The 21536-nt window shown below is 60.5% G+C and carries 23 protein-coding genes and 1 pseudogene; 7 read left to right on the top strand and 17 right to left on the bottom strand.

Annotated features, from left to right (window positions below; all coding sequences use genetic code 11):
* Positions 1 to 59 precede the first annotated feature (59 nt).
* The 4 genes and pseudogenes from ACIPLA_RS10600 to yiaY form a co-directional block, all read right to left on the bottom strand.
* Entirely contained in the window at positions 60 to 698 is a 639-nt protein-coding gene (locus tag ACIPLA_RS10600; protein WP_401173090.1) for a LysE family translocator, read from the bottom strand.
* Between the two features lie 64 nt (positions 699 to 762).
* Entirely contained in the window at positions 763 to 1176 is a 414-nt protein-coding gene (gene fos / locus ACIPLA_RS10595; protein WP_401173089.1) for a fosfomycin resistance glutathione transferase, read from the bottom strand.
* Between the two features lie 226 nt (positions 1177 to 1402).
* Positions 1403 to 1522: pseudogene (locus ACIPLA_RS10590) on the bottom strand (LysR family transcriptional regulator); the annotation flags it as partial.
* 11 nt (positions 1523 to 1533) lie between these two features.
* Positions 1534 to 2682, bottom strand: a complete 1149-nt coding sequence (gene yiaY, locus ACIPLA_RS10585) for an L-threonine dehydrogenase (RefSeq protein ID WP_401173088.1) — start codon at positions 2680 to 2682, stop codon at positions 1534 to 1536.
* Positions 2683 to 2838: 156 nt separating this feature from the next.
* Between yiaY and ACIPLA_RS10580 the strand changes: the two genes are divergently transcribed.
* A complete protein-coding gene (locus ACIPLA_RS10580; RefSeq protein ID WP_401173087.1) occupies positions 2839 to 3858 on the top strand; it encodes a DUF4917 family protein in 1020 nt (339 codons plus the stop codon).
* A gap of 194 nt (positions 3859 to 4052) precedes the next feature.
* Here ACIPLA_RS10580 and ACIPLA_RS10575 read toward each other — a convergent pair whose 3' ends face one another.
* The 3 genes from ACIPLA_RS10575 to ACIPLA_RS10565 all read right to left on the bottom strand — a co-directional run bounded on the left by ACIPLA_RS10575 (position 4053) and on the right by ACIPLA_RS10565 (position 5499).
* On the bottom strand, positions 4053 to 4397 hold the full coding sequence (locus ACIPLA_RS10575) for a YegP family protein (RefSeq protein ID WP_218398247.1): 345 nt from the start codon (positions 4395 to 4397) through the stop codon (positions 4053 to 4055).
* 200 nt (positions 4398 to 4597) lie between these two features.
* Entirely contained in the window at positions 4598 to 4903 is a 306-nt protein-coding gene (locus tag ACIPLA_RS10570) for a ribbon-helix-helix domain-containing protein (protein WP_007903755.1), read from the bottom strand.
* 14 nt (positions 4904 to 4917) lie between these two features.
* Positions 4918 to 5499, bottom strand: coding sequence for a DJ-1/PfpI family protein (locus tag ACIPLA_RS10565; protein ID WP_401173086.1), 582 nt, complete (start codon positions 5497 to 5499; stop codon positions 4918 to 4920).
* A gap of 305 nt (positions 5500 to 5804) precedes the next feature.
* Here ACIPLA_RS10565 and ACIPLA_RS10560 point away from each other — a divergent pair, with 305 nt between their 5' ends.
* Positions 5805 to 6695: a DMT family transporter gene (locus tag ACIPLA_RS10560; protein ID WP_123499372.1), complete on the top strand. Its 891-nt coding sequence runs from the start codon at positions 5805 to 5807 to the stop codon at positions 6693 to 6695.
* Between the two features lie 118 nt (positions 6696 to 6813).
* Here the strand turns inward: ACIPLA_RS10560 and ACIPLA_RS10555 are convergent, their stop codons facing one another.
* From ACIPLA_RS10555 to ACIPLA_RS10540, 4 genes are all read right to left on the bottom strand, one after another.
* Positions 6814 to 8028: an SAM-dependent methyltransferase gene (locus ACIPLA_RS10555; protein ID WP_218398250.1), complete on the bottom strand. Its 1215-nt coding sequence runs from the start codon at positions 8026 to 8028 to the stop codon at positions 6814 to 6816.
* A gap of 262 nt (positions 8029 to 8290) precedes the next feature.
* Positions 8291 to 8908, bottom strand: coding sequence for a TPM domain-containing protein (locus tag ACIPLA_RS10550; protein ID WP_218398252.1), 618 nt, complete (start codon positions 8906 to 8908; stop codon positions 8291 to 8293).
* A gap of 46 nt (positions 8909 to 8954) precedes the next feature.
* On the bottom strand, positions 8955 to 9704 hold the full coding sequence (locus ACIPLA_RS10545; RefSeq protein WP_218398254.1) for a YgcG family protein: 750 nt from the start codon (positions 9702 to 9704) through the stop codon (positions 8955 to 8957).
* 43 nt (positions 9705 to 9747) lie between these two features.
* Complete coding sequence (locus tag ACIPLA_RS10540; protein WP_218398256.1) at positions 9748 to 10359, bottom strand: LemA family protein; 612 nt, start codon at positions 10357 to 10359, stop codon at positions 9748 to 9750.
* 232 nt (positions 10360 to 10591) lie between these two features.
* Between ACIPLA_RS10540 and bglX the strand changes: the two genes are divergently transcribed.
* Positions 10592 to 12883: a beta-glucosidase BglX gene (gene bglX, locus ACIPLA_RS10535; RefSeq protein ID WP_401173085.1), complete on the top strand. Its 2292-nt coding sequence runs from the start codon at positions 10592 to 10594 to the stop codon at positions 12881 to 12883.
* A gap of 142 nt (positions 12884 to 13025) precedes the next feature.
* Here the strand turns inward: bglX and ACIPLA_RS10530 are convergent, their stop codons facing one another.
* From ACIPLA_RS10530 to ACIPLA_RS10510, 5 genes are all read right to left on the bottom strand, one after another.
* The gene (locus tag ACIPLA_RS10530) at positions 13026 to 14183 is read right to left on the bottom strand and encodes a phosphatidylserine/phosphatidylglycerophosphate/cardiolipin synthase family protein (protein WP_401173084.1); all 1158 of its coding nucleotides are present in this window, start codon (positions 14181 to 14183) and stop codon (positions 13026 to 13028) included.
* Between the two features lies 1 nt (position 14184).
* Complete coding sequence (locus ACIPLA_RS10525; RefSeq protein ID WP_008074532.1) at positions 14185 to 14775, bottom strand: YceI family protein; 591 nt, start codon at positions 14773 to 14775, stop codon at positions 14185 to 14187.
* A gap of 233 nt (positions 14776 to 15008) precedes the next feature.
* Complete coding sequence (locus ACIPLA_RS10520; protein WP_401173083.1) at positions 15009 to 15338, bottom strand: amidase; 330 nt, start codon at positions 15336 to 15338, stop codon at positions 15009 to 15011.
* Positions 15335 to 16426: a serine hydrolase domain-containing protein gene (locus ACIPLA_RS10515; RefSeq protein WP_401173082.1), complete on the bottom strand. Its 1092-nt coding sequence runs from the start codon at positions 16424 to 16426 to the stop codon at positions 15335 to 15337. Before ACIPLA_RS10515 ends, ACIPLA_RS10520 begins: the two co-directional genes overlap by 4 nt.
* Before the next feature lie 190 nt (positions 16427 to 16616).
* A complete protein-coding gene (locus tag ACIPLA_RS10510) occupies positions 16617 to 17498 on the bottom strand; it encodes an acyl-CoA dehydrogenase family protein (RefSeq protein ID WP_218398266.1) in 882 nt (293 codons plus the stop codon).
* Positions 17499 to 17652: 154 nt separating this feature from the next.
* On the opposite strand from ACIPLA_RS10510, the gene olsB reads away from it, so the two are divergent.
* Entirely contained in the window at positions 17653 to 18408 is a 756-nt protein-coding gene (olsB, locus tag ACIPLA_RS10505) for an L-ornithine N(alpha)-acyltransferase (RefSeq protein WP_218398268.1), read from the top strand.
* Entirely contained in the window at positions 18408 to 19199 is a 792-nt protein-coding gene (locus tag ACIPLA_RS10500) for a lysophospholipid acyltransferase family protein (RefSeq protein ID WP_401173081.1), read from the top strand. Before olsB ends, ACIPLA_RS10500 begins: the two co-directional genes overlap by 1 nt.
* Positions 19200 to 19300: 101 nt before the next feature.
* Here the strand turns inward: ACIPLA_RS10500 and ACIPLA_RS10495 are convergent, their stop codons facing one another.
* Entirely contained in the window at positions 19301 to 19876 is a 576-nt protein-coding gene (locus tag ACIPLA_RS10495; protein ID WP_401173080.1) for an ACP phosphodiesterase, read from the bottom strand.
* Between the two features lie 154 nt (positions 19877 to 20030).
* Between ACIPLA_RS10495 and ACIPLA_RS10490 the strand changes: the two genes are divergently transcribed.
* On the top strand, positions 20031 to 20351 hold the full coding sequence (locus ACIPLA_RS10490; protein ID WP_007903797.1) for a helix-turn-helix transcriptional regulator: 321 nt from the start codon (positions 20031 to 20033) through the stop codon (positions 20349 to 20351).
* Positions 20352 to 20353: 2 nt separating this feature from the next.
* Positions 20354 to 21520 carry an MFS transporter gene (locus ACIPLA_RS10485; protein ID WP_008010859.1) on the top strand — a complete coding sequence of 389 codons (1167 nt, stop codon included), beginning with the start codon at positions 20354 to 20356 and terminating at the stop codon, positions 21518 to 21520.
* The last annotated feature ends 16 nt before the right edge of the window (positions 21521 to 21536 follow it).

Genomic DNA, 21536 nt, shown 5'->3' with positions numbered 1-21536 from the left:
CCTGACCGGTCATACGCCCGAGCGATGACTGTGCAGCCGACGCTTCCCTGCGATCAGCCTCAAGCCTTGTTCGTCACCAGCCCCGGCAGCGCATGCGCCAGGGCATTGATGGCAAAACCGATGAACATTACCCCGCACAACCGGGTGATCGCCAGTTCATGACGCTGATACAACGTGCGCACCTGACGCGCCCCGACGATGCCTATGAGAATAGCGTAGGCCAAAAGGCCACCAACGAAGCTCAGGATGATCAACCAGGGCAACATCGACCAATGCAGCAACTCTGCACGGCTGGACAACAGCGCAGTAAAGGTCGCCACTGCCACCGGATAAGCCTTGGGGTTGGTCAAACCGAACAGGATGCCGTGCCAGAATGGCTGCCGCGCCGGCCCCTGAGGCGCCTCGACGCTGCCGCGACGAGCCCGCACCGCGCGCAGACCCAGCCAGAACAGGTAGAGCCCGCTGAGTACGCCCAACACATCGAACGCGGTGCTGCCGATTTCCCGCGCACCGACAATCGCGATCAGCGCCGTGCTGCACCAGACCACGTCGCCCAGCAAATGCCCGCACAGAAACCCCGCTCCGGCCCGCCGCCCGCGCGCCGCGCCGATGCCGAACACCGCCAGCACACCCGGCCCCGGCGTGATGCCATAAATGAAGCCCGAGGCGAGAACGGCCATTAGCAGCGATGGAGTCATGGGAATTCCTGTTGAAACGCCGGATGAATGGACGCAAGTCTATCTCAGCCCCCCAAGGATCGACTCACTGATCGTCGAAGAACTTCATCCCCGCATACGGCCGTTGCCGACAAGCCGTCAGCCGCGACGCCAGATCCCCGACATGCGCCTCAAGCTTGTGCCCGTCCGGGTCGAGAAAATAGAACGATGCGCCTTCGCTGCGGTTGTCCCGCCACTCCTGCACGTTGGCGGATCGCAGGTGTTCGACGAACAACGGGAAGTCCGCTGAATCGATACTGAAGGCGTAATGGGTGTAGTCAGCGGTGGCCGTAGGTTCGCGTAGCGGATCGAGAGAAAGACACAACCACAGACCGGGTAATGAGAGATAGGCGCCGGTGTCCCACGTGGCTTCAAGCTGGAGTTGCAGATCGCGATAGAACGCCACGCTGCGGTTCAGGTCGGTGACGGCGAGGGTCAGGTGGTTGAGGCCGGTTAGCATGGGTTTAGTAACCTATAGGCTGGGTCCGACCGAAGCGTACAACTTAAACGTCCTTGAGCGTATAGCCGCTGGGGGGTTGTTGCTGTGAGTCAGTCTTCACGAGCAAGCCTGCTCCCCCATTTTGATCTGTGGAGAATCGAATATCGCGTCCGACACAAATCCCTTGTGGGAGCGGGCTTGCTCGCGAAGAGGCCCGCCCAATCCGACAAATGACTATCAGACCACCCCCGCGCCACTGCTCAAACAACATCCGCCTCACCGGCGACAGGGTCGCTTCATCGCGCACCACCAGAATCAATGCGCGATCCGACCAGTCATCCGTCAGCGGTACCGCGTGCAAACCGAACCGTGCCCTGGTCAAAACGCGCTGCGGAAAATCTCCTCGATCTGCCGCTGATCCGCCTTCCGTGGATTGGTCAGTCCACAGGCGTCTTTCAAGGCGTTGCTGGCCAGCACCGGGATGTCGTTGAGCCTGGCACCGAGCTCACGTAAGCCGGCGGGGATTTCCACGTCCTTGGCCAGAGTGCGAATGGCCGCGATCGCTGCCTGAGCGCCCTCTTCAGGGCTGAACCCGCGAACGTCGGCGTCCATCGCACGAGCAACATCGGTCAGGCGCTCGGCGCAGACCAGCGCGTTGAAACTCTGCACGTGAGGTAGCAGCACCGCATTGCACACACCGTGGGGCAAGTCATAGAAACCGCCCAACTGGTGAGCCATCGCGTGAACGTAACCGAGGGACGCATTGTTGAACGCCATGCCGGCGAGGAACTGCGCGTAAGCCATGTTTTCCCGCGCGATCATGTCACTGCCGTCGCGTACGGCCAGGCGCAGATTATTGCTGATCAAGGTGATGGCTTTCAGCGCACAGGCATCGGTAATCGGGTTGGCCGCCGTGGAGACGTAGGCTTCGATGGCGTGGGTCAGTGCGTCCATGCCAGTGGCGGCAGTCAGGCCCTTGGGCATGGCGACCATCAGCGCCGGGTCGTTGACCGACAGCAGCGGCGTGACGTTGCGATCGACGATGGCCATTTTCACGTGACGGGATTCGTCGGTGATGATGCAAAAACGGGTCATCTCGCTGGCAGTGCCGGCGGTGGTGTTGATCGCGATCAGCGGCAACTGCGGTTTGGTTGACTGATCGACGCCTTCGTAGTCACGAATCGTCCCACCGTTTGTGGCACACAAGGCGATGCCCTTGGCGCAGTCGTGAGGCGAACCGCCGCCCAGCGACACCACGAAATCACAACGACTTTCCTTGAGCAGGCCCAGGCCAAGTTCGACGTTGGCGATGCTCGGATTCGGCTTGGCGCCGTCGAAGATCACCGAGTCGATGTCCTGGATCGCCAGTTTCTCGGCAATCATCGTCGCCATGCCAGCCTTGGCCAACCCGGTGTCGGTGACGATCAGCGCCTTGCGAAAACCATACTTGCGAATGGCGTCCATGGCTTCGTCGAGGCAACCGGTGCCCATGATGTTCACAGCGGGGATGAAAAACGTACTGCTCATGCGCGAGTCTCCTGGCTGAAGCCGAATCAACAGCACCGATCCGGCGGGTGCGCACAGGATCGACCCATTAGTCGTGCGGTAACTTGATCTGGCTCAAGTCCGGGTCGTGATAAAGTCGCCGTCCATCAGACCTTTTGCTTTGAGACAACGAACGCAATGACCGATTTCCAGGATGTCGATGCCCAACTTGAAGACTGGAACGCCTTGCGCACCACCGCCTCTTTCGGCGGCCTGCTGGTGGGTAACGGTGCCAGTCGTGCGGTATGGGACGACTTCGGCTACGACTCGCTGTTCGAAAACGCCCGCACCGTCGAAGAAAAGCCTCTGAGCCAATCCGAATTGAGCGTGTTCGAGGCGATGCAGACGCGCAGTTTCGAACAGGTGCTTGGGGCGCTGAAAACCACCAGCCGGGTCAACAAGGCCTTGGCCGTCAGCTCAGCGGCACCGCGCAATCGTTATTACGCGATCAAGGAAGCGCTGATCAATACCGTGCATGCGGTGCACATCCCTTGGCGGTTGGTGGTGCCCTCGACGCTGGCGACGATCAATCAAGAGTTGGGCAGCTATCGAACGGTGTTCACCACCAATTACGATTTGCTCAACTACTGGGCGATCCAGCACCGGCCTGAGACTATTACCGATCTGTTCCAGGGCACCGAGCCGCGTTTTGACCTGAGCCTCACCACGACCGACAAAACCCGGCTGTTGTACCTGCACGGCGGCCTGCATCTGGTGCGCAATCAGGACGGCACCGCGCGTAAATTGATGTCGACCGAAGGTACGTTGCTGGGCAGTTTCGCCATCAACAATACGATCAAGACCCTCGACGATGTGCCGCTGTTCGTCAACGAAGGTCCGACCCAGGACAAGCTCAAGACCATTCGCAGCTCCGATTACCTGTCGTTTTGCTACGACCAGTTACTGGGCCATGGCGATGGGCTGTGCATCTTCGGGCATGCCCTTGGCGAGCAGGACAGTCACATCATTCATGCATTGCGTCAGGCGAAGCCGAAGACAGCGGCGATCTCGATTTACCCGCGCAGCAAGGCGTTCATCCAGCATCAGAAGCGGCATTACACGAAGGTGTTTGAAGGGACGGGAGTGGAGCTGCGGTTTTTTGATTCGAAGACGCACGCGCTTGGTAGTCCGAAGCTGACTGTACCGGTCGAAGTTTAGCGGCGCCGCGGGGCCGGCCTCTTCGCGGGCAAGCCCGCTCCCACAGGGATTTGTGAACGCTGCCAAACCTATGTGGGAGCGGGCTTGCTCGCGAAGGGGGCTGAACATTCAACGAAGATGCTGAATGTCAGACCGCTTTCGCGAGCAAACCCGCTCCCACACTGGATGTGTATTGGACTTATCAAGCGGTGTGTTTAGAGCACCGGCAAGGTCTTGTCCTTGATCACCGTGGTCGGGCCGTTGGCCTTGACGCTGGCGATGCCTTTATCCCTCGCGGTATCGGATGAGTAGGACTCGCTGCTGCCGATGATCTCGTGATTACCGGCCTTCAGGTTGAAATAAGGGTGACCGTCCTTGGTGGTTTTTTTCTCGTAGCGTTCGTCCAGTGGACTGTTGGCCTGAACCGAGGCGATACCGCCATCGGCCGCGCCGCGCGTGGTGTACAGCTCACTGGTCAGAATGGTTTCGGCATTGGCCGCTTTCAATACAAACTTGAATTGACCGTTGACGGTTTTGCTCACTTCGTACCATCCAGACATGCTTCTACTCCTTGGCGATTGAGAGGTTTCGCGCTTCAGAGTAAAGACCAAGTCAGGATTTCTGTCGCCTGTACCGGCCCCTTCGCGGGCAAGCCTCGCTCCTACAGGTTTTGGGTCGGACGCAAAAATTCGCGGTCAACCGAAACCTGTGGGAGCGAGGCTTGCCCGCGAAGGCGTCCTCAAAATCGACACAAACCGCTCTATTTCACCGCAGCCCGTACCACCGACAACTCAGGTGTCTGCACCCGTCGCTGGCTCAAGTAGCGCATGCAGCTAACCCGCAAGAACGAGGCGAAATTCACCACTTCGCCGCGGTAGTCCATCACCTCTTCATACAGCTTGGCGATCAACTGATTGGTGGTCATGCCGTCGACCTCGGCGATTTCGCTGAGGATGTCCCAGAACTGATTCTCCAACCGCAGGGTGGTCACCACCCCGCAGATGCGCAGCGAGCGGGAGCGCGACTCGTAGAGAATCGGATCGGCCTTGACGTAGAGCTCGCACATGGAAACGTCCCTCGTTACAGCGTGATTTTGGTGCCCAGCAACCCAAGGAAACCGGCCAGCCAGCTCGGGTGCGCCGGCCAGGCCGGTGCAGTGGCCAGATTGCCTTGAACGTGACCTTGCGTCACCGGGATATCGATGAACGTGCCGCCAGCCAGGCGTACTTCCGGGGCGCACGCCGGGTAGGCGCTGCACTCGCGGCCTTCAAGAATGCCTGCCGCGGCCAACAGTTGCGCACCGTGACACACGGCGGCGATCGGTTTGCCAGCCTTGTCGAACGCTCGCACCAGGTCCAGGACTTTTTCGTTCAGGCGCAGGTACTCCGGCGCACGACCGCCCGGCACCAGCAGCGCGTCGTAGTTCGCTGCATCTACCTTGGCGAAATCGAAGTTCAGGGCAAACAGGTGACCGGGTTTTTCGCTGTAGGTCTGGTCGCCTTCGAAGTCATGAATTGCCGTGCGCACGGTCTGGCCGGCTGTTTTGTCCGGGCAAACGGCGTGTACCGTGTGGCCGACCATCAGCAGCGCCTGGAAGGGCACCATCACTTCGTAGTCTTCGACGTAATCGCCGACCAGCATCAGAATTTTTTTAGCCGCCATGGGGAGGACTCCTCTGGAAAATGCGTGGGCATGCAGGAGTATTCAAGGTAGTCCTTATCCAGCGGGGTGGGTAATAACCAGTTACTACCTGATGGACCGCGTTATCGTTCTTCGCGGGCAAGCCTCGCTCCTACAGGTCTTGTGCCGTTCTTGCGGCCGATGCAAAACCTGTAGGAGCGAGGCTTGCCCGCGAAGGCGTCCGCAAACTGTACGGATAACTCTGCGCCTATCTGTAACAGAGCAGCGCCTGCGGTTTATGGCTAGATAAAGAAACTTCCCCGCCATTCTTAATTCTGGTTGCCATCATGTCCTCGCGCGAAAACACCGGCATGGCCCTCGGCCTGCTCGGCGTCGTTATCTTCAGCCTGACCCTGCCCTTCACCCGGATCGTCGTGCAGGAACTTCATCCGCTGCTCAACGGCCTGGGCCGTGCGTTGTTCGCGGCGATTCCGGCAGCGCTGTTATTGCTGTGGCACCGGGAGAAGTGGCCCACCTGGAAACAAGTCAAAGGCCTGACGCTGGTGATCGCGGGGGTCATCCTTGGTTTCCCGGTGCTGTCGGCCTGGGCCATGCAGACCTTGCCCGCCTCCCATGGGGCACTGGTCAACGGCCTGCAACCGCTGTGCGTGGCGCTGTATGCCGCGTGGCTGTCCCATGAACGTCCGTCGAAAGCCTTCTGGGCCTGCGCCGCGTTGGGCAGTGCGTTGGTGCTCGGTTATGCGCTGATCAGCGGCGCGGGCAGTATTCAGGCCGGTGATTTGCTGATGCTCGGCGCGATTGCCGTGGGTGGGTTGGGTTATGCCGAAGGCGGCCGGTTGGCCAGGGAGATGGGTGGCTGGCAGGTGATCTGCTGGGCGCTGGTGCTGTCGACGCCGCTGCTGATCGGGCCGGTGGTGTATCTGGCGCTGCAACATCAGGGCGAGATCTCAGCCAAAACCTGGTGGGCGTTTGGTTACGTCTCGCTGTTTTCGCAGTTCATCGGGTTCTTTGCCTGGTACGCCGGCCTGGCCATGGGCGGCATTGCCCGGGTCAGTCAGATCCAGTTGCTGCAGATCTTCTTCACCATCGCGTTTTCGGCGCTGTTCTTCGGTGAACACGTCGAGCCGATTACCTGGCTGTTTGCCGCCGGGGTGATCGTGACGGTGATGTTGGGGCGCAAGACGGCGGTGCAACCCGCGCGTGTTGCCACGGCCTAACCCTGTAGGAGCCAGGCTTACCGGCGAAGGCGTCCTCGCAATCGCCTTCGCCGGCAAGCCTGGCTCCTACAGAATTAGCGGCGACCGTCATCCCGCAACTGCCGTCCCATAGCAGCGATCAGAGGTAACCATCAGCCCGCAGCAGGGTTTCCAGGCAATGTTCGCTGATGTGGTAGAAATCCTTCAGTTCCTGGATCTTCACCAACAGCTGAGCCGGGTCCACCGGTTCAGCGCGTTTGACCGCCAGGATCATCTTGTTCTTGTTGGTGTGGTCCAGTGAAATGAACTCAAAAACCTTGGTCTCATAACCGCAGGCTTCCAGGAACAGTGCACGCAAACTGTCGGTGACCATTTCCGCCTGCTGGCCCAGGTGCAGGCCGTATTGCAACATCGGCTTGAGCAGCGTCGGGCTCTGGATCTGCAGGCGGATCTGCTTGTGGCAGCACGGTGAGCACATGATGATCGAAGCGCCGGAACGAATACCGGTGTGAATCGCATAGTCGGTGGCGATGTCGCAGGCATGCAACGCGATCATCACGTCCAGCTCGCTCGGCGCGACGCTGCGCACGTCACCGCATTTGAACACCAGCCCCGGATGCTCCAGCTTCGCCGCCGCGCTGTTGCACAGGTTGACCATGTCTTCGCGCAGCTCGACGCCGGTCACCTCGCCCTCGGCCTTCAACGTGTTGCGCAGGTAGTCGTGGATCGCGAACGTCAGGTAGCCCTTGCCCGAACCGAAATCCGCCACCCGCACGGGTTTGTCCAGCGCCAGCGGCGACGAGGTCAGCGCATGGCTGAAGACTTCGATGAACTTGTTGATCTGCTTCCACTTGCGCGACATCGCCGGGATCAGCTCATGCTGCGCGTTGGTCACGCCGAGGTCTTTGAGAAACGGCCGGCTCAGGTCGAGGAAACGGTTCTTCTCGCGGTTGTGCTCGGCGGACGGCACTTCGCGCAATTGCTGAGGTTTGCTCTTGAACAGCGAAGATTTGCCCTTTTTGCTGTATTCGAGCTGGGCTTCGTCAGTCAATGACAGTAAATGCGCATTCTTGAACGATGCGGGCAACAGCGCAGCAATGGTCGCCACGCCCTCGGCAATTGGCAGGTTCTTGGTGATGTCGCGGGTTTTGTAGCGGTAGACGAAGGACAGGCACGGCTGATCCTTGACCGTCAGTTGCTTGATGATCAGCCGCTGCAAGTCCGCTTCGCCACCGACGTATTTGGCCAGCACCAGTTTGATGAAGGCGTTCTGGTCGAGGCTGGTTTGCAGCAAGTCGATGAACTGGGCGTGATGATCCGGCGCGAGGCTGGCGGGAGTGGCGGTGACAGACATGGGAAAAAACGGCCTCGGGCGGTGCGGATCGGGGAATGGTGGGTATTTTAGGGGGGATGGCCGTTCGGGACACGCAGTTATTTGCCGAACGGTGCGATCCGTAGCAGCTGGCGCAGCCTGCGTTCGGCTGCGCAGCAGTCATAAAATCAAAATACGCGGTGTATCAGATAGACCGTGCCAAGCAAATTTACGACTGCTTCGCAGCCGAACGCAGGCTGCGCCAGCTGCTACAAGGAATGAGTCGCAGCCAAAATGCTGGTTGTCAGCTCAACACCACCAACCGATTCGGCAACTCATTGCGCACATGGGTCACCGGCACATGCACCTTGAGCAACTCGCCGCATGCCTCGATGCATGTCACAAACCCCTGCAACGTCTGCCCCTGTTTCACCTGTTGCGTAAACGCCGCCACAATCGCGTCCCAGTTTTTGTTGTCCAGCCGTTTGGAAATACCTTCATCCACCAGAATCTCCACATAGCGCTCGGCCTCGGAGACGAAAATCAGCATGCCGGTGCTGCCGACGGTATGGTGCAGGTTTTGCTCAAGGAACTGCCGACGCGCCAGGTTCGACGCCCGCCAGTGACGCACCGAGCGCGGGATCAGGCGCGTGGTGACTTTCGGAATCCGGAACACCAGGCACAACACGATGAAACTGAACCATTGCACCAGCAACAGGCTGTGCATGGTCAGCCAGCCCGTCAGGTAATGCACGATACCCGGCACCACCAGCGCCAGCAGACTGGCCCAGAGCAGCGGGATATACGCGTAATCGTCGGCGCGGGCCGCAAGCACCGTCACCAGTTCGGCATCGGTATCGCGCTCGACCCGGGCAATCGCCTCGGCGACTTTGCGTTGTTCGTGTTCAGTCAGTAATGCCATGTTTATGAATGCCTGCTCGCTATTGTTGTTTTTACCTGCAGTGTTATCACCAGCCGCCCGACGAACCGCCGCCCCCGAAACTGCCCCCGCCGCCGCTGAAGCCCCCGCCGCCACCGCCGCCGAAACCTCCGCCGCCGAAACCGCCTCCCGAGCCGCCACGGCCTCCTCCGCTTGGCAGAATACCGAACATCTGGCCGATGAAGATCGTCAGGATGAACAGCAACACCAGGAACACGAACAACCCCGGCGGCCGTTCAACGGAATCACTCTCCTGATCACCACGCGGTTCAAACACTGTCGACGGCTCGTCCAGTGGATTGCCGCCCAGCACCACCAGCATCGCCGCGACCCCGTCGCTGATGCCTTTGCTGAAGTTGCCGGCCTTGAACGCGGGCGTGATCACCTGATGGATGATCACCGAACTCTGCGCATCGGTCAGGCGCCCTTCCAGGCCATAACCGACTTCGATCCGCAACTTGCGCTCGTCACGCGCGACGATCAGCAGCGCGCCGTTGTTCTTGTCCTTCTGGCCGATGCCCCAATAGCGTCCCAGCTGATAACCGAAATCCGCGATGTCGGCGCCCTGCAAGTCCGGCAACGTGACCACCACCAACTGCTCGCCGGTGGTTTTTTCGTGGGCGTTGAGCTGTTGCGTCAGCTGCTCGCGCACCGCAGGCTCGATCATCTGGGCGTTGTCCACCACCCGCCCGGTCAATTCCGGGAACTTCAACTCGGCCTGGGCCGTCAGGGTAAACACCCAGAACACCAGCACCAGGCCCACTTTCAACACGCGCATTGGCAACCTCATCCTTGGTGACGCTTCAAGCCCGTTCCGGCGCTTACTGGAACTTCACTTCAGGCGCTTTCTCGGCATCGGGGCTGGTAGCCTCGAAGGTTTCGCGGATCGGCAGATCGCTATACAACACGGTGTGCCACAGGCGACCGGGAAAGGTGCGGATCTCGGTATTGTATTTCTGCACCGCCAGGATGAAGTCGCGACGCGCCACGGCGATGCGGTTCTCGGTGCCTTCAAGTTGCGATTGCAGCGCCAGGAAGTTCTGGTTGGCCTTGAGGTCCGGGTAGCGTTCGGACACCACCATCAACCGACTCAGGGCGCCAGTCAGCTGATTCTGCGCCTGCTCGTACTGTTTTAGCTTTTCCGGATTGTCCAGCGTGCTGGCATCCACCTGAATCGAGGTGGCCTTGGCGCGGGCTTCGATCACCGCGGTCAGGGTTTCTTGCTCATGTCGGGCATAACCCTTGACGGTTTCCACCAGGTTGGGAATCAGGTCGGCGCGACGCTGGTACTGGTTCTGCACCTGGCCCCAGGCGCCCTTGGCTTGTTCGTCGAGGGTCGGGATATTGTTGATGCCGCAGCCGGTCAGCAGTGTTGTCAGCCACATCAAGGCTGCAACCTGCAGGCTCGACCGATAGTGAAGTCGTACATTCATCTGGTTGATGCTCCCTTGCACATTCCGTTGATGAAACAACCTGCGAACTTTGAACCCGGCTCTTGGGGCATAATCTGCGCCGCTACTGGATTGCAACGAGCCAATGGGCTAAAAGATGCCCCGGCGCTAACACATAAGTGTGCTGCATTCACCTGAACAACAATAGTCGCTCCCAAAATTTTGGCTGACCGGCGTGTATTCACTGCCGTTTAGGCTTTTGAGAAAACCATTCATGAAGAAGCTGTGTTTGCTGGGCCTGTTCGTCAGCCTGGCCAGTCATACCGTATTGGCCGCCACGACGCCCGCACCTATAGAGAACAAGGACGCTTTCATCAGCCACCTGATGAAGCAAATGACCCTCGATGAAAAGATCGGCCAGTTGCGCCTGATCAGCATCGGCCCGGAAATGCCGCGGGAGATGATCCGCAAGGAGATCGCTGCCGGCAATATCGGCGGCACGTTCAACTCGATCACCCGCGCAGAAAACCGCCCGATGCAGGACGCGGCCATGCGCAGCCGGTTGAAGATCCCGATGTTCTTCGCCTATGACGTAATTCACGGCCACCGCACCATTTTCCCGATTCCACTGGCCCTGGCCTCGAGCTGGGACATGGACGCCATTGGTCGCTCCGGGCGCATCGCCGCCCAGGAAGCGGCGGCTGACAGCCTCGACATCACCTTCGCGCCGATGGTCGACATCTCCCGCGACCCACGCTGGGGCCGCACGTCCGAAGGCTTCGGCGAAGATACCTATCTGGTTTCGCGGATCGCCGGCGTCATGGTCAAGGCGTTCCAGGGCACCGGCGCGAACGCGGCCGACAGCATCATGGCCAGCGTCAAGCATTTTGCCTTGTACGGCGCGGTCGAGGGTGGTCGCGACTACAACGTCGTCGACATGAGCCCGGTCAAGATGTACCAGGATTACCTGCCACCGTACCGCGCCGCCATCGACGCCGGTGCCGGCGGGGTGATGGTTGCTCTGAACTCGATCAACGGCGTGCCGGCCACCGCCAACACCTGGCTGATGAACGACCTGCTGCGCAAGGAATGGGGCTTCAAGGGCCTGGCGGTCAGCGACCACGGCGCGATTTTCGAGCTGATCAAGCACGGCGTCGCCGCTGACGGGCGCGAAGCCGCGAAGCTGGCGATCAAGGCCGGCATCGACATGAGCATGAACGACACCCTCTATGGCAAGGAATTGCCAGGGCTGTTGAAGGCCGGTGAGATCGAACAGAAAGACATCGACAACGCCGTGCGTGAAGTGCTCGCCGCCAAGTACGACATGGGCCTGTTCAAAGACCCGTACCTGCGCATCGGCAAGGCCGAGGATGACCCGGCCGACACCTACGCCGAAAGCCGTCTGCACCGCGCCGAGGCCCGTGATGTGGCGCGTCGCAGCCTGGTGTTGCTGAAGAACCAGGGCGACACCCTGCCGCTGAAGAAAACCGCGAAAATCGCGCTGGTCGGTCCACTGGCCAAGGCGCCGATCGACATGATGGGCAGTTGGGCTGCTGCTGGCCGTCCCGAGCAATCGGTGACGTTGTTCGACGGCATGACCAATGCGCTTGGCGCACAGTCGACTCTGATCTACGCCCGTGGCGCGAACATCACCAGCGACAAGAAGATCCTCGATTACCTGAACTTCCTCAACTTCGATGCGCCGGAAGTGGTGGATGATCCGCGTTCGGCCAATGTGTTGATCGATGAAGCGGTCAAGGCTGCCAAGCAAGCTGATGTGGTGGTGGCAGCGGTGGGCGAATCCCGTGGCATGTCCCACGAATCGTCAAGCCGTACCGACCTGAACATTCCGGCCAACCAGCGCGAGTTGATCAGGGCTTTGAAAGCCACCGGCAAACCGCTGGTGCTGGTATTGATGAACGGCCGTCCGCTGTCGATTCTCGAAGAGAACGAGCAAGCTGACGCGATTCTGGAAACCTGGTTCAGCGGCACCGAAGGCGGCAACGCCATCGCTGACGTGCTGTTCGGCGACTACAACCCGTCGGGCAAACTGCCGATCACCGTCCCGCGCTCGGTGGGTCAGATTCCGACCTACTACAACCACCTGAGCATTGGCCGGCCATTCACTCCGGGCAAACCGGGCAACTACACCTCGCAGTATTTCGAAGACACCACCGGGCCACTGTTCCCGTTCGGCTTCGGCCTGAGCTACACCCAATTCAGCCTGACCGACATGGCCCTGTCGTCGACCACACTGAACAAGACCGGCAAGCTCGACGCCAGCGTCGTGGTGAAGAACACCGGCAAGCGTGACGGCGAAACCGTGGTGCAGCTGTACATCCAGGACGTGACCGGTTCGATGATCCGCCCGGTCAAGGAACTGAAGAACTTCCAGAAAGTCATGGTCAAGGCCGGCGAACAGAAAGTCGTGCACTTCACCATCACCGAGGACGACCTGAAGTTCTACAACGCCCAGCTCAAGTACGCCGCGGAACCGGGCAAGTTCAACGTACAGATCGGCCTGGACTCCCAGGACGTGACGCAGCAGAGCTTTGAGTTGCTGTAATCCCCGACACACCGCAAAACAAATGTGGGAGCGGGCTTGCTCGCGAAGACGGCTTAGCATTCAACGAAGATGCTGAATGTCAGACCGCTTTCGCGAGCAAGCCCGCTCCCACATTAGGTTTAGGGTGTTGCGAAAATTGGGCTCAGCCCCGCCGATCCAGCAGATTCACCACCAGCCGATCCACCCATCCCCACACCCTCTGCTTGACCCGCCGCCACAACGGTCGGCGCTTCCATGCTTCGAGGCTGACTTCCTGGCTCAGGGCAAAGTCATTTTCGAAACTCGCCGCCACCGCCCGGGTCAGTTTGGGGTCCAGGGCTTCGAGGTTGGCTTCCAGATTGAAACGCAGATTCCAGTGATCGAAGTTGCAGGAGCCGATGCTCACCCAGTCATCGATCAACACCATCTTCAGATGCAGGAAACACGGCTGGTATTCGAAGATCTTCACCCCGGCCCGGAGCAGACGCGGGTAGTAGCGATGCCCGGCGTAGCGCACCGACGGATGATCGGTGCGTGGCCCGGTCAGCAGCAGACGTACATCGACGCCACGAGCCGCCGCCCGGCGCAGTGAGCGACGGACTTTCCAGGTCGGCAGGAAATACGGCGTGGCCAGCCAGATTCGGCGCTGGCCACTGTTCAGCGCGCGAGTCAGTGATTGCAGAATATCGCGGTGTTGGCGGGCGTCGGCATAAGCGACCCGGCCCATGCCCTCGCCCATGACTGGCACTCGCGGCAAGCGCGGCAAACCGAAGTGTGCAGTGGGTTTCCAGGCGCGCCGATAACGGTTGGCGATCCATTGGCGGTCGAACAGCAACTGCCAGTCGATGACCAAGGGACCGGTGATTTCCACCATCACTTCGTGCCATTCGCTGGTGTCTTCGCCCGGGGTCCAGAACTCATCGGTGACCCCGGTGCCGCCGACCACCGCCAGGCATTGATCCACCAGAAGCAGCTTGCGGTGATCGCGATAAAAGTTGCCCACCCAACGGCGCCAGCTCAGGCGATTGTAGAAACGCAACTCAACACCGGCGGCCATCAGGCGCTGACGCAAGGTCAGGGTAAAGGCCAGGCTGCCGTAGTCATCGAACAGGCAGCGCACCCGCACGCCGCGTTCGGCAGCCTGGACCAGCGCCTGAACCATGGCCTCGGCGCAGGCCCCCGCCTCCACCAGGTACAGTTCCAGTTCGACTTGTTCTTCGGCACGGGCAATCGCCACCAGCATTCGCGGAAAAAACTGCGGGCCATCGATCAGCAGTTCAAAGCGGTTGCCTTCGCGCCACGGGAAAATTGCGCCGCGCATCTCAGCGCGCCGTGAAAATCAGCACCGCACCCACCGGCACCGACAGACTGATGGCCGACAAACCGGCAACCTTGCGCAAGCTTTCCAGGCCCGGGGCCAGGTCGAAGTCTTCAGCGTTGATCACCAAAGGTTCAAGAGTCACCACTTGGAAGCGCCGGTCATCGAGACGGGTCGCCAGCAGTTCGGCGTTGTATTGGTGTTGTTTGCCATGCAGGTTGACGGTCAGCGGCAAGCGCAACTCCAGTTGCGCACCGGGCGCCAGGTCGTTGATCGGCCGTAGATCGATTTGCGTGCTGATCAGCGCTTCAGGGAACGTCTGGATATCGAACAGCTCCTTGCGCATGCGTTCGTCGCGCAACGGAATGCCGCTGTTGACCGACTCCAGCTCGACCTCCACCTGCGCGAGGCCCTTGGGATCGACCTTGCCGTGCAGCACCAGAAAGCGCTGCACTTCGGAGATGTTGGCGTTTTTAGTGCTGATGAACGACAGCCGCGAGGACTCGCCGTCCAGGTACCAATTGGCCTGGGCCGACACGGTGACACCGGCCAGCAGCAGGGAGGCGAGGGTTTTGCAGACAAAGCGGTTGAACATAGAGACTCATGGGCAGATAAACCTGAGCGAACCTTAACTGGCCTGAGGCAGGTTGCAAACTTTCTGTTGCTCCGACCCAACCTTTGTGGCGAGGGAGCTTGCTCCCGCTGGAGTGCGAAGCGCTCCCAAAATCAGACAATGAGTTCTTCCAGTAAGACCTCGGCCGCTGGCATTACGACTGCTTCGCAGCCGAGCGGGAGCAAGCTCCCTCGCCACAAAAAAACTGACCGCTTTCACGGTTGCAGGCGACATCCCTGCCGTTCACCACCCCAAACAGCGCTATGGCTGCGCCCCATACCACCCACCGTCACGCGCTTGTTCGCGGCGTCATCGACGAACCCGCTGGTGGGCAAATACTGCTTCACATAGCCCTGGCAATACTCGGCCGGATTGTTCATCACATAGCGGCACGAGCAGTATTCCTTGGCGGTGTAGGCGCTGATGATGTCCGGGAAAGCCCATAGCGTCACCCGCTCCTGCCAGCCCCAGCCAAGCAAGGCGATCAGCAGCACCAGCAACAGCGTGCTGAACGGCCGACGGCGAATAAAGCTGCGGCGGCTCATGGCTGCACCTGCATGGCAAACGCCTTGAGCGCGAGTCTGAGCAATTCGTTGTGCCGATAACTCCCATCGCGATCATCGCCGTAGCGCACGATCACCAAGTTTTCGCTGGGAATCACGTACATCGCCTGACCCCAATGGCCCAGCGCGGCAAAGGTTTCGACAGGGGCGTCGGGCCAGGGTTGCGTCGCGCCATCCACGGCGCGATTGAGCCACCAGTGACCGCCGGGCACCGCTTCATCCTGGTTGGCCTGATAGCGGGCGAAAGGTTCACGACTGAAATCGACCCAATCCTTGGGCAGCAATTGCTGCTCACGCCAACGACCGTCGCGCGCCATCAACAGGCCGACCCGCGCCAGGTCCCGGGCAGTGAGATAGGCGTAGGACGATGCGACAAACGTGCCCGTGGCATCCGCTTCCCACACCGCACTACGAATCCCCAAGGGTTCGAACAGCGCGGTCCATGGATAATCCGGATAACGGGCCGGGCCGACGATGGTTTTCAGCGCGGCGGACAGCAGGTTGCTGTCGCCGCTGGAATAGCGGAATGCCTGACCGGGTTTGGCGTACTCGTCGTGCTCAACAGTGAACGCGGCCATGTCGCGGTGTCCACGGGTGTAGAGCATGGCCACCACCGAGGACTTCAATGGGGCATATTCGTAGTCTTCCTGCCAGTCCAGGCCCGAGGCCCAGTGCAACAGATCGGCCATGGTCATGGCCGAGTGTTTTTCCAGCGCAGGATAGAATTTCTGCACCGGATCCTGGAGTTTGAACAGCCCTTCGCCATAGGCCACACCGAGCACCGCGCCCATCAGGCTTTTGCTGATCGACCAGGTCAGGTGCGGCGTTTGCGCAGTGGTCGGGCCGGCGTAGCGTTCGTAGATCAGTTGGCCGTCGCGGATCACCAGCAAGGCATCGGTGCGAATGCCTTGGTGAGTGGCATCGTCGCGGGATGGGAAAGCGTAGTTTTCCAGAACCTGAAGTGCCGGGCCGGTGACTTTCGGGCCGGGCGACCATTGCTCGGCCGGCCAGTTTTCGGCCTGGGCTGTGAGGCTGAGCAGCATGAGAATCAGGGACAAGCCTTTGAACATGAGGGGCGCTCGGAGGGATGAACCTGCAGAGCCTAGTCGAGCTTGATGACAGTTTTGGAATTTGCGTCGTCCAAGAGATCGCCTTCGCGAGCAAGCCCGCTCCCACAGTTGATCTGCGGTGTTCACACATTTTGTGCTCACCACAAATCCCCTGTGGGAGCGGGCTTGCTCGCGAAGGGTCCCTTCAGCCTTACAACAATCCCGCCAACGCCTTGGCCAACCGCTTGCCCCGCGCCCCTGCCGCCAAATCCATCACGGTCTGATCGCGCTGCCACATCGCCGCCCATTGTGGCGGGCCATCGGCCAGGGCCTGATTCACTTCAGCCTTGAGCCCGTCGAACTGCGCAAACAACCCGCCCAGCAACACATGCCCGGCCGGATTGTTCGGCGCCTGGCGGCTGACTTCCGCGCACCCGGCCAGCAGCGCCAGCAAGCGCAGTTGCAAGGTTTGCGGCCAGTCGCTGTCTTGGCCAACGCCAAACAGCCACGCAATCATGGCGCTCAGCACATAGATGTCTTCCAGGGTTCGGAACGGTTTGACGTAAGCGTCCCAGCCATCCCCTGCGAGCAATTCACACAGCGCGTTGTCGAGAAACAAGCGGCCGTGGCTGATGTCCGGCATCAGCGGCATGGGCGCGAGCTTTTCCAGACGCACACCCGGTTCGCCGGGGTAAACCACCGCAAGGTTCAAGCGCGGCACTTCGCCGGGTTCTTCACTGCGAGCAGCGACCAATAGCCAGTCGGCGGCATCGCCAGCGGTGACGAAATCCTTGCGCCCGCTCAGACGTAAATCGCGCAGCCGGGTCTGCATGTCCGCCACCCGCAAACTGCGCTGTTCGGTCGCGCACAACGCGCCGAGGCTCAGTGGCGCGCTCGGCCAGAGCATGCGCAACGCCGCCTGATAGCCCACCAGAAACGCCAGCCCCGGCGTCGCCATCAGCCGTCCGCCGGCCACCGCCAATTCGAACGGCGACACCGCGCCCAACTGTTGCAACAAGGTTGCAAAGCCTTCACCCAGGTCAGGGTCGGCGGGCAGGCGATCGCGGCGTTTCAACAGGGTTTGCCAGGGCATAAGAGGCTCCTCATGGGCTGTCATATAAGCATCACCAAAGCTTCATGGCGATGACACCGGGGCTACATAGCCTGACTTTGCACAACACGGCTGCATAAAGAAAGTCGATCGGCTGCAACCCAAGACGGGTGGCCAGCCCGCACGGAGACTCACAATGACTCAGATCGCCCGCATCAGCGACACCGGCAATGAACGCCGCCTGCAAGCCGAACGCCTGGTGGGCGCCGAGGCCTTGCAGGAAGCCCAGGCCTTGCGCTTCAACGTGTTCAGCGGCGAATTCAACGCCAAGCTGAAAGGCGCGGAGCTGGGTCTGGACATGGATGACTATGATGTTCACTGCGCCCACATCGGCGTGCGTGACTTGAACACCGGGCGCCTGGTGGCGACCACCCGCTTGCTCGACCACACAGCGGCCAGCAGCCTGGGCAAGTTCTACAGCGAAGAAGAATTCCGCCTGCACGGTCTGGTCCATTTGAAAGGCCCGATCCTGGAAATCGGTCGCACCTGCGTCGACCCGGCCTACCGCAACGGCGGCACTATCGCCGTGCTTTGGGGTGAACTGGCCGAAGTGCTGAACCAGGGCGGCTACAGCTATTTGATGGGTTGCGCGAGCATTCCAATGCAGGACGGTGGCATCCAGGCCCACGCGATCATGCAGCGCCTGCGCGAACGCTACCTGTGCACCGAACACCTGCGAGCCGAGCCGAAGAAGCCATTGCCGACGCTCGATATTCCGTCCAACGTCATCGCCGAAATGCCGCCGCTGCTCAAGGCCTACATGCGCCTGGGCGCGAAAATCTGCGGCGAGCCGTGCTGGGACGAAGACTTCCAGGTGGCCGACGTGTTCATCCTGCTCAAGCGCGACGAGCTCTGCCCGCGCTACGCCAAGCACTTCAAGGCGGCTGTGTAATGAGCCGCTTGCGGGTGTACGCGCGAATTGCGCGAGTGCTTTTGGTGGTGGCGCTGGGTTTGAGCATGGCCAGTGTGTTCGGGTTGTTCGAGCGACTGGGAATTGCCCACTCGATGGTCCGTCGCCAGCGCTGGTCGCGGTTTTTCATGGCTCGGTTGAGCAATGCCCTGCCCTTTCGCGTCACCGTCCATGGTGAATTACCAAAGGCGCCAATGCTCTGGGTGAGCAATCACGTGTCCTGGACCGACATTCCGCTGCTGGGCATGCTCACGCCGCTGTCGTTCCTGTCCAAGGCCGAAGTGCGCACCTGGCCGGTGGCGGGCTGGTTGGCAGCCAAGGCCGGCAGCTTGTTCATTCGCCGTGGTTCAGGTGACAGTCAGTTGATCCGCAAACAGATGACCCGCCATCTGGAGCAGGAACATCCACTGCTGATGTTCCCGGAAGGCACCACCACCGATGGCCGCTCGCTGCGTACGTTTCATGGCCGCTTGCTGTCCGCGGCGATCGATTCCGAAGTGGCGTTGCAACCGGTGGCGATTCGTTATCTGCGCGATGGCGAGCTCGATACCCTGGCACCGTTCATTGGCGATGATGATTTGCTCTCGCACCTGATGCGCTTGTTCGCCAATGATCGGGGTGAGGTGGAGATTCATCTGCTCAAACCGATCGAGTGCCAGGACCGGGAACGTGCGGCGCTGGCGTTCGAGGCGCAGCAGGCGGTGCAGAAGGCGTTGTTCGGGGCGATTGCGCAGACACAACAGGAGCCGCTACGCCCTGCGATCGCGGCCTGACACAAATCCCCTGTGGGAGCGGGCTTGCTCGCGAAAGCGGTTTGACAGTCAGCACATGTGTTGAATGTGAAGCAGCTTTCGCGAGCAAGCCCGCTCCCACATTAGATTCGCGGTGTCGCAGCGAATGCCTGCAACTCGGGATAGAACAACCGGAAATCCTCGCTCAACGGTTCATACAACCCCCGCAACTCCCGCATCGCCCCCGCCAATTCCTCCGGCCGGGTCAACCTGCGCGAAATCCCCCGTAATACCTGCTCAAGCACTTCGAATTCCTGATATGAACCCAGCCAATCATTGGCCACCATGTGCGGTGCAATCCGCGCCAGGCGCTCCGGCAGCTGCGGTTCGGCGGACAGCACCCGATAAACGTGCGCGGTGAACTGCTCAAGCGGTTGATCTGCGTAAAGCGTCCAGTCCCGCGCCAGGCAGTGGTCGAAAAACACATCGAGCACAATCCCGGCGTAACGCCGGCGCGTGATGGAAAACCGCGACAAGGCGATGTCCACCCGCGGATGGCGATCGGTAAACACGTCGATGCTGCGGTGCAACTGAATGGCCGCTTCGATCTCCGGATCGAACTGCCCTTGCAGCCGTCCTTTGACGAAATCGCCATACAGACTGCCGAGCATTTGACCGGGGCGCTGGCCACCGAGGTGCAGATGTGCGAGATAGTTCATGCGCGCAGCTTAACACTGCGCCATCCATATCGTTATAACCCGATATACCGATTCACGCGGTCATCAGACCAAAATCATATTGGTATATCGCGAAGTACCGATTTAAAGTTCGCCTCATCGCGATATAGCGTTTTACTCATCACGAGCCCAAACCATGACCATCGACCTCGACGAAATAATAAAAGCGCTGGCACACCCAGTACGCCGAGACATCCTCATCTGGCTGAAAGACCCCAAGGTCCAGTTCCCGGAACAACTCCACAACCACGAGTACGGCATTTGCGCCGGACAGATCGATCAACGCTGCGGCCTGTCGCAGTCGACCGTGTCCGCCCATTTGGCGACCTTGCAACGGGCGGGACTGATCAGCAGCCAGAAAGCCGGTCAATGGCACTTCTTCAAACGCAACGAGGACGTGATTCAGGCGTTCCTCGACGCCATCGACAAGGAGCTCCGCGCTCCGACAAGGAACTGACAATGCCCCTCTCGCTACTCATTCTGGCCTTGAGCGCCTTCGCCATCGGCACCACCGAGTTCGTCATCATGGGCCTGTTGCCCGAGGTGGCGGCCGATCTCGGTGTGTCGATCCCCGGCGCCGGCTGGCTGGTGACCGGTTACGCCTTGGGCGTGGCCATCGGTGCACCGTTCATGGCACTGGCCACCGCCAGGCTGCCGCGCAAGGCCGCTTTGGTAGCGTTGATGGGCATTTTCATTATCGGCAACCTGCTCTGCGCCCTGGCCAGTGACTACAACGTTTTGATGTTTGCCCGTGTGGTCACCGCGCTGTGTCACGGTGCCTTCTTCGGCATCGGTTCGGTGGTGGCGGCAGGTCTGGTGCCGGCCAACAAACGTGCATCGGCCGTGGCCCTGATGTTCACCGGCCTGACTCTGGCCAACGTTCTCGGCGTGCCGCTGGGCACCGCGCTCGGTCAGGAAGCCGGCTGGCGTTCGACCTTCTGGGCGGTGACCGTGATCGGTGTGATTGCACTGATCGGCCTGATCCGCTTCCTGCCGGCCAAGCGCGATGAAGAGAAACTCGATATGCGCGCCGAACTGCGCGCCCTCAAGGGCGCCGGCATCTGGCTGTCCTTGAGCATGACTGCGCTATTCGCTGCCTCGGTCTTCACCTTGTTCACCTATGTCGCCCCGCTGTTGGGCGAGGTCACCGGAGTCTCGCCACGCGGCGTGACCTGGACCTTGATGCTCATCGGCCTGGGCCTGACGGTCGGCAACATCATCGGCGGCAAGTTGGCTGACAAAAGCCTGGCCGCGACGCTGATCGGTGTGTTCATCACCATGGCGGTCGTGTCCACCGTGCTGACCTGGACCAGCATTGCCGTGATCCCGACCGAAATCACTCTATTCCTCTGGGCCACCGCGTGCTTCGCCGCCGTACCCGCGCTGCAAGTGAATGTTGTGACCTACGGCAAGGCGGCACCGAATCTGGTGTCGACCCTGAACATCGGCGCTTTCAACGTCGGCAACGCACTCGGTGCCTGGGTCGGCGGCAGCGTCATCGCCCACGGCTTCGGTCTCACCCGCGTGCCGCTCGCGGCAGCCGCACTGGCTGTACTTGCCCTGCTGGTGACCCTGATTACTTTCCGTCAGAGCGGCAATGCCGAACTGGCCCCTGTTACTAACTGATCTTTAACGAGGGTTG

This window comes from Pseudomonas sp. NPDC086112 (genome assembly GCF_044746425.1).
GTDB lineage: Bacteria > Pseudomonadota > Gammaproteobacteria > Pseudomonadales > Pseudomonadaceae > Aquipseudomonas.
Note: the sequence above shows the minus strand (reverse complement) of the source record. Positions and strands in the feature narration are given on the sequence as shown.

Bases quoted from the DNA above. Each gene is read 5' to 3' on its own strand.
- ACIPLA_RS10490 (WP_007903797.1), top strand. From the start codon at position 20,031: ATGACCATCGACCTCGACGAAATAATAAAAGCGCTGGCACACCCAGTA.
- ACIPLA_RS10550 (WP_218398252.1), bottom strand. From the start codon at position 8,908: ATGGCATTACTGACTGAACACGAACAACGCAAAGTCGCCGAGGCGATT.
- ACIPLA_RS10600 (WP_401173090.1), bottom strand. From the start codon at position 698: ATGACTCCATCGCTGCTAATGGCCGTTCTCGCCTCGGGCTTCATTTAT.
- ACIPLA_RS10525 (WP_008074532.1), bottom strand. From the start codon at position 14,775: ATGTTCAACCGCTTTGTCTGCAAAACCCTCGCCTCCCTGCTGCTGGCC.
- ACIPLA_RS10540 (WP_218398256.1), bottom strand. From the start codon at position 10,359: ATGAATGTACGACTTCACTATCGGTCGAGCCTGCAGGTTGCAGCCTTG.
- ACIPLA_RS10545 (WP_218398254.1), bottom strand. From the start codon at position 9,704: ATGCGCGTGTTGAAAGTGGGCCTGGTGCTGGTGTTCTGGGTGTTTACC.
- ACIPLA_RS10495 (WP_401173080.1), bottom strand. From the start codon at position 19,876: ATGAACTATCTCGCACATCTGCACCTCGGTGGCCAGCGCCCCGGTCAA.
- ACIPLA_RS10560 (WP_123499372.1), top strand. From the start codon at position 5,805: ATGTCCTCGCGCGAAAACACCGGCATGGCCCTCGGCCTGCTCGGCGTC.
- ACIPLA_RS10575 (WP_218398247.1), bottom strand. From the start codon at position 4,397: ATGTCTGGATGGTACGAAGTGAGCAAAACCGTCAACGGTCAATTCAAG.
- olsB (WP_218398268.1), top strand. From the start codon at position 17,653: ATGACTCAGATCGCCCGCATCAGCGACACCGGCAATGAACGCCGCCTG.
- ACIPLA_RS10485 (WP_008010859.1), top strand. From the start codon at position 20,354: ATGCCCCTCTCGCTACTCATTCTGGCCTTGAGCGCCTTCGCCATCGGC.
- ACIPLA_RS10565 (WP_401173086.1), bottom strand. From the start codon at position 5,499: ATGGCGGCTAAAAAAATTCTGATGCTGGTCGGCGATTACGTCGAAGAC.
- ACIPLA_RS10555 (WP_218398250.1), bottom strand. From the start codon at position 8,028: ATGTCTGTCACCGCCACTCCCGCCAGCCTCGCGCCGGATCATCACGCC.
- ACIPLA_RS10515 (WP_401173082.1), bottom strand. From the start codon at position 16,426: ATGTTCAAAGGCTTGTCCCTGATTCTCATGCTGCTCAGCCTCACAGCC.
- yiaY (WP_401173088.1), bottom strand. From the start codon at position 2,682: ATGAGCAGTACGTTTTTCATCCCCGCTGTGAACATCATGGGCACCGGT.
- ACIPLA_RS10520 (WP_401173083.1), bottom strand. From the start codon at position 15,338: ATGAGCCGCCGCAGCTTTATTCGCCGTCGGCCGTTCAGCACGCTGTTG.
- ACIPLA_RS10500 (WP_401173081.1), top strand. From the start codon at position 18,408: ATGAGCCGCTTGCGGGTGTACGCGCGAATTGCGCGAGTGCTTTTGGTG.
- ACIPLA_RS10530 (WP_401173084.1), bottom strand. From the start codon at position 14,183: ATGCGCGGCGCAATTTTCCCGTGGCGCGAAGGCAACCGCTTTGAACTG.
- ACIPLA_RS10580 (WP_401173087.1), top strand. From the start codon at position 2,839: ATGACCGATTTCCAGGATGTCGATGCCCAACTTGAAGACTGGAACGCC.
- ACIPLA_RS10510 (WP_218398266.1), bottom strand. From the start codon at position 17,498: ATGCCCTGGCAAACCCTGTTGAAACGCCGCGATCGCCTGCCCGCCGAC.
- ACIPLA_RS10570 (WP_007903755.1), bottom strand. From the start codon at position 4,903: ATGTGCGAGCTCTACGTCAAGGCCGATCCGATTCTCTACGAGTCGCGC.
- bglX (WP_401173085.1), top strand. From the start codon at position 10,592: ATGAAGAAGCTGTGTTTGCTGGGCCTGTTCGTCAGCCTGGCCAGTCAT.
- fos (WP_401173089.1), bottom strand. From the start codon at position 1,176: ATGCTAACCGGCCTCAACCACCTGACCCTCGCCGTCACCGACCTGAAC.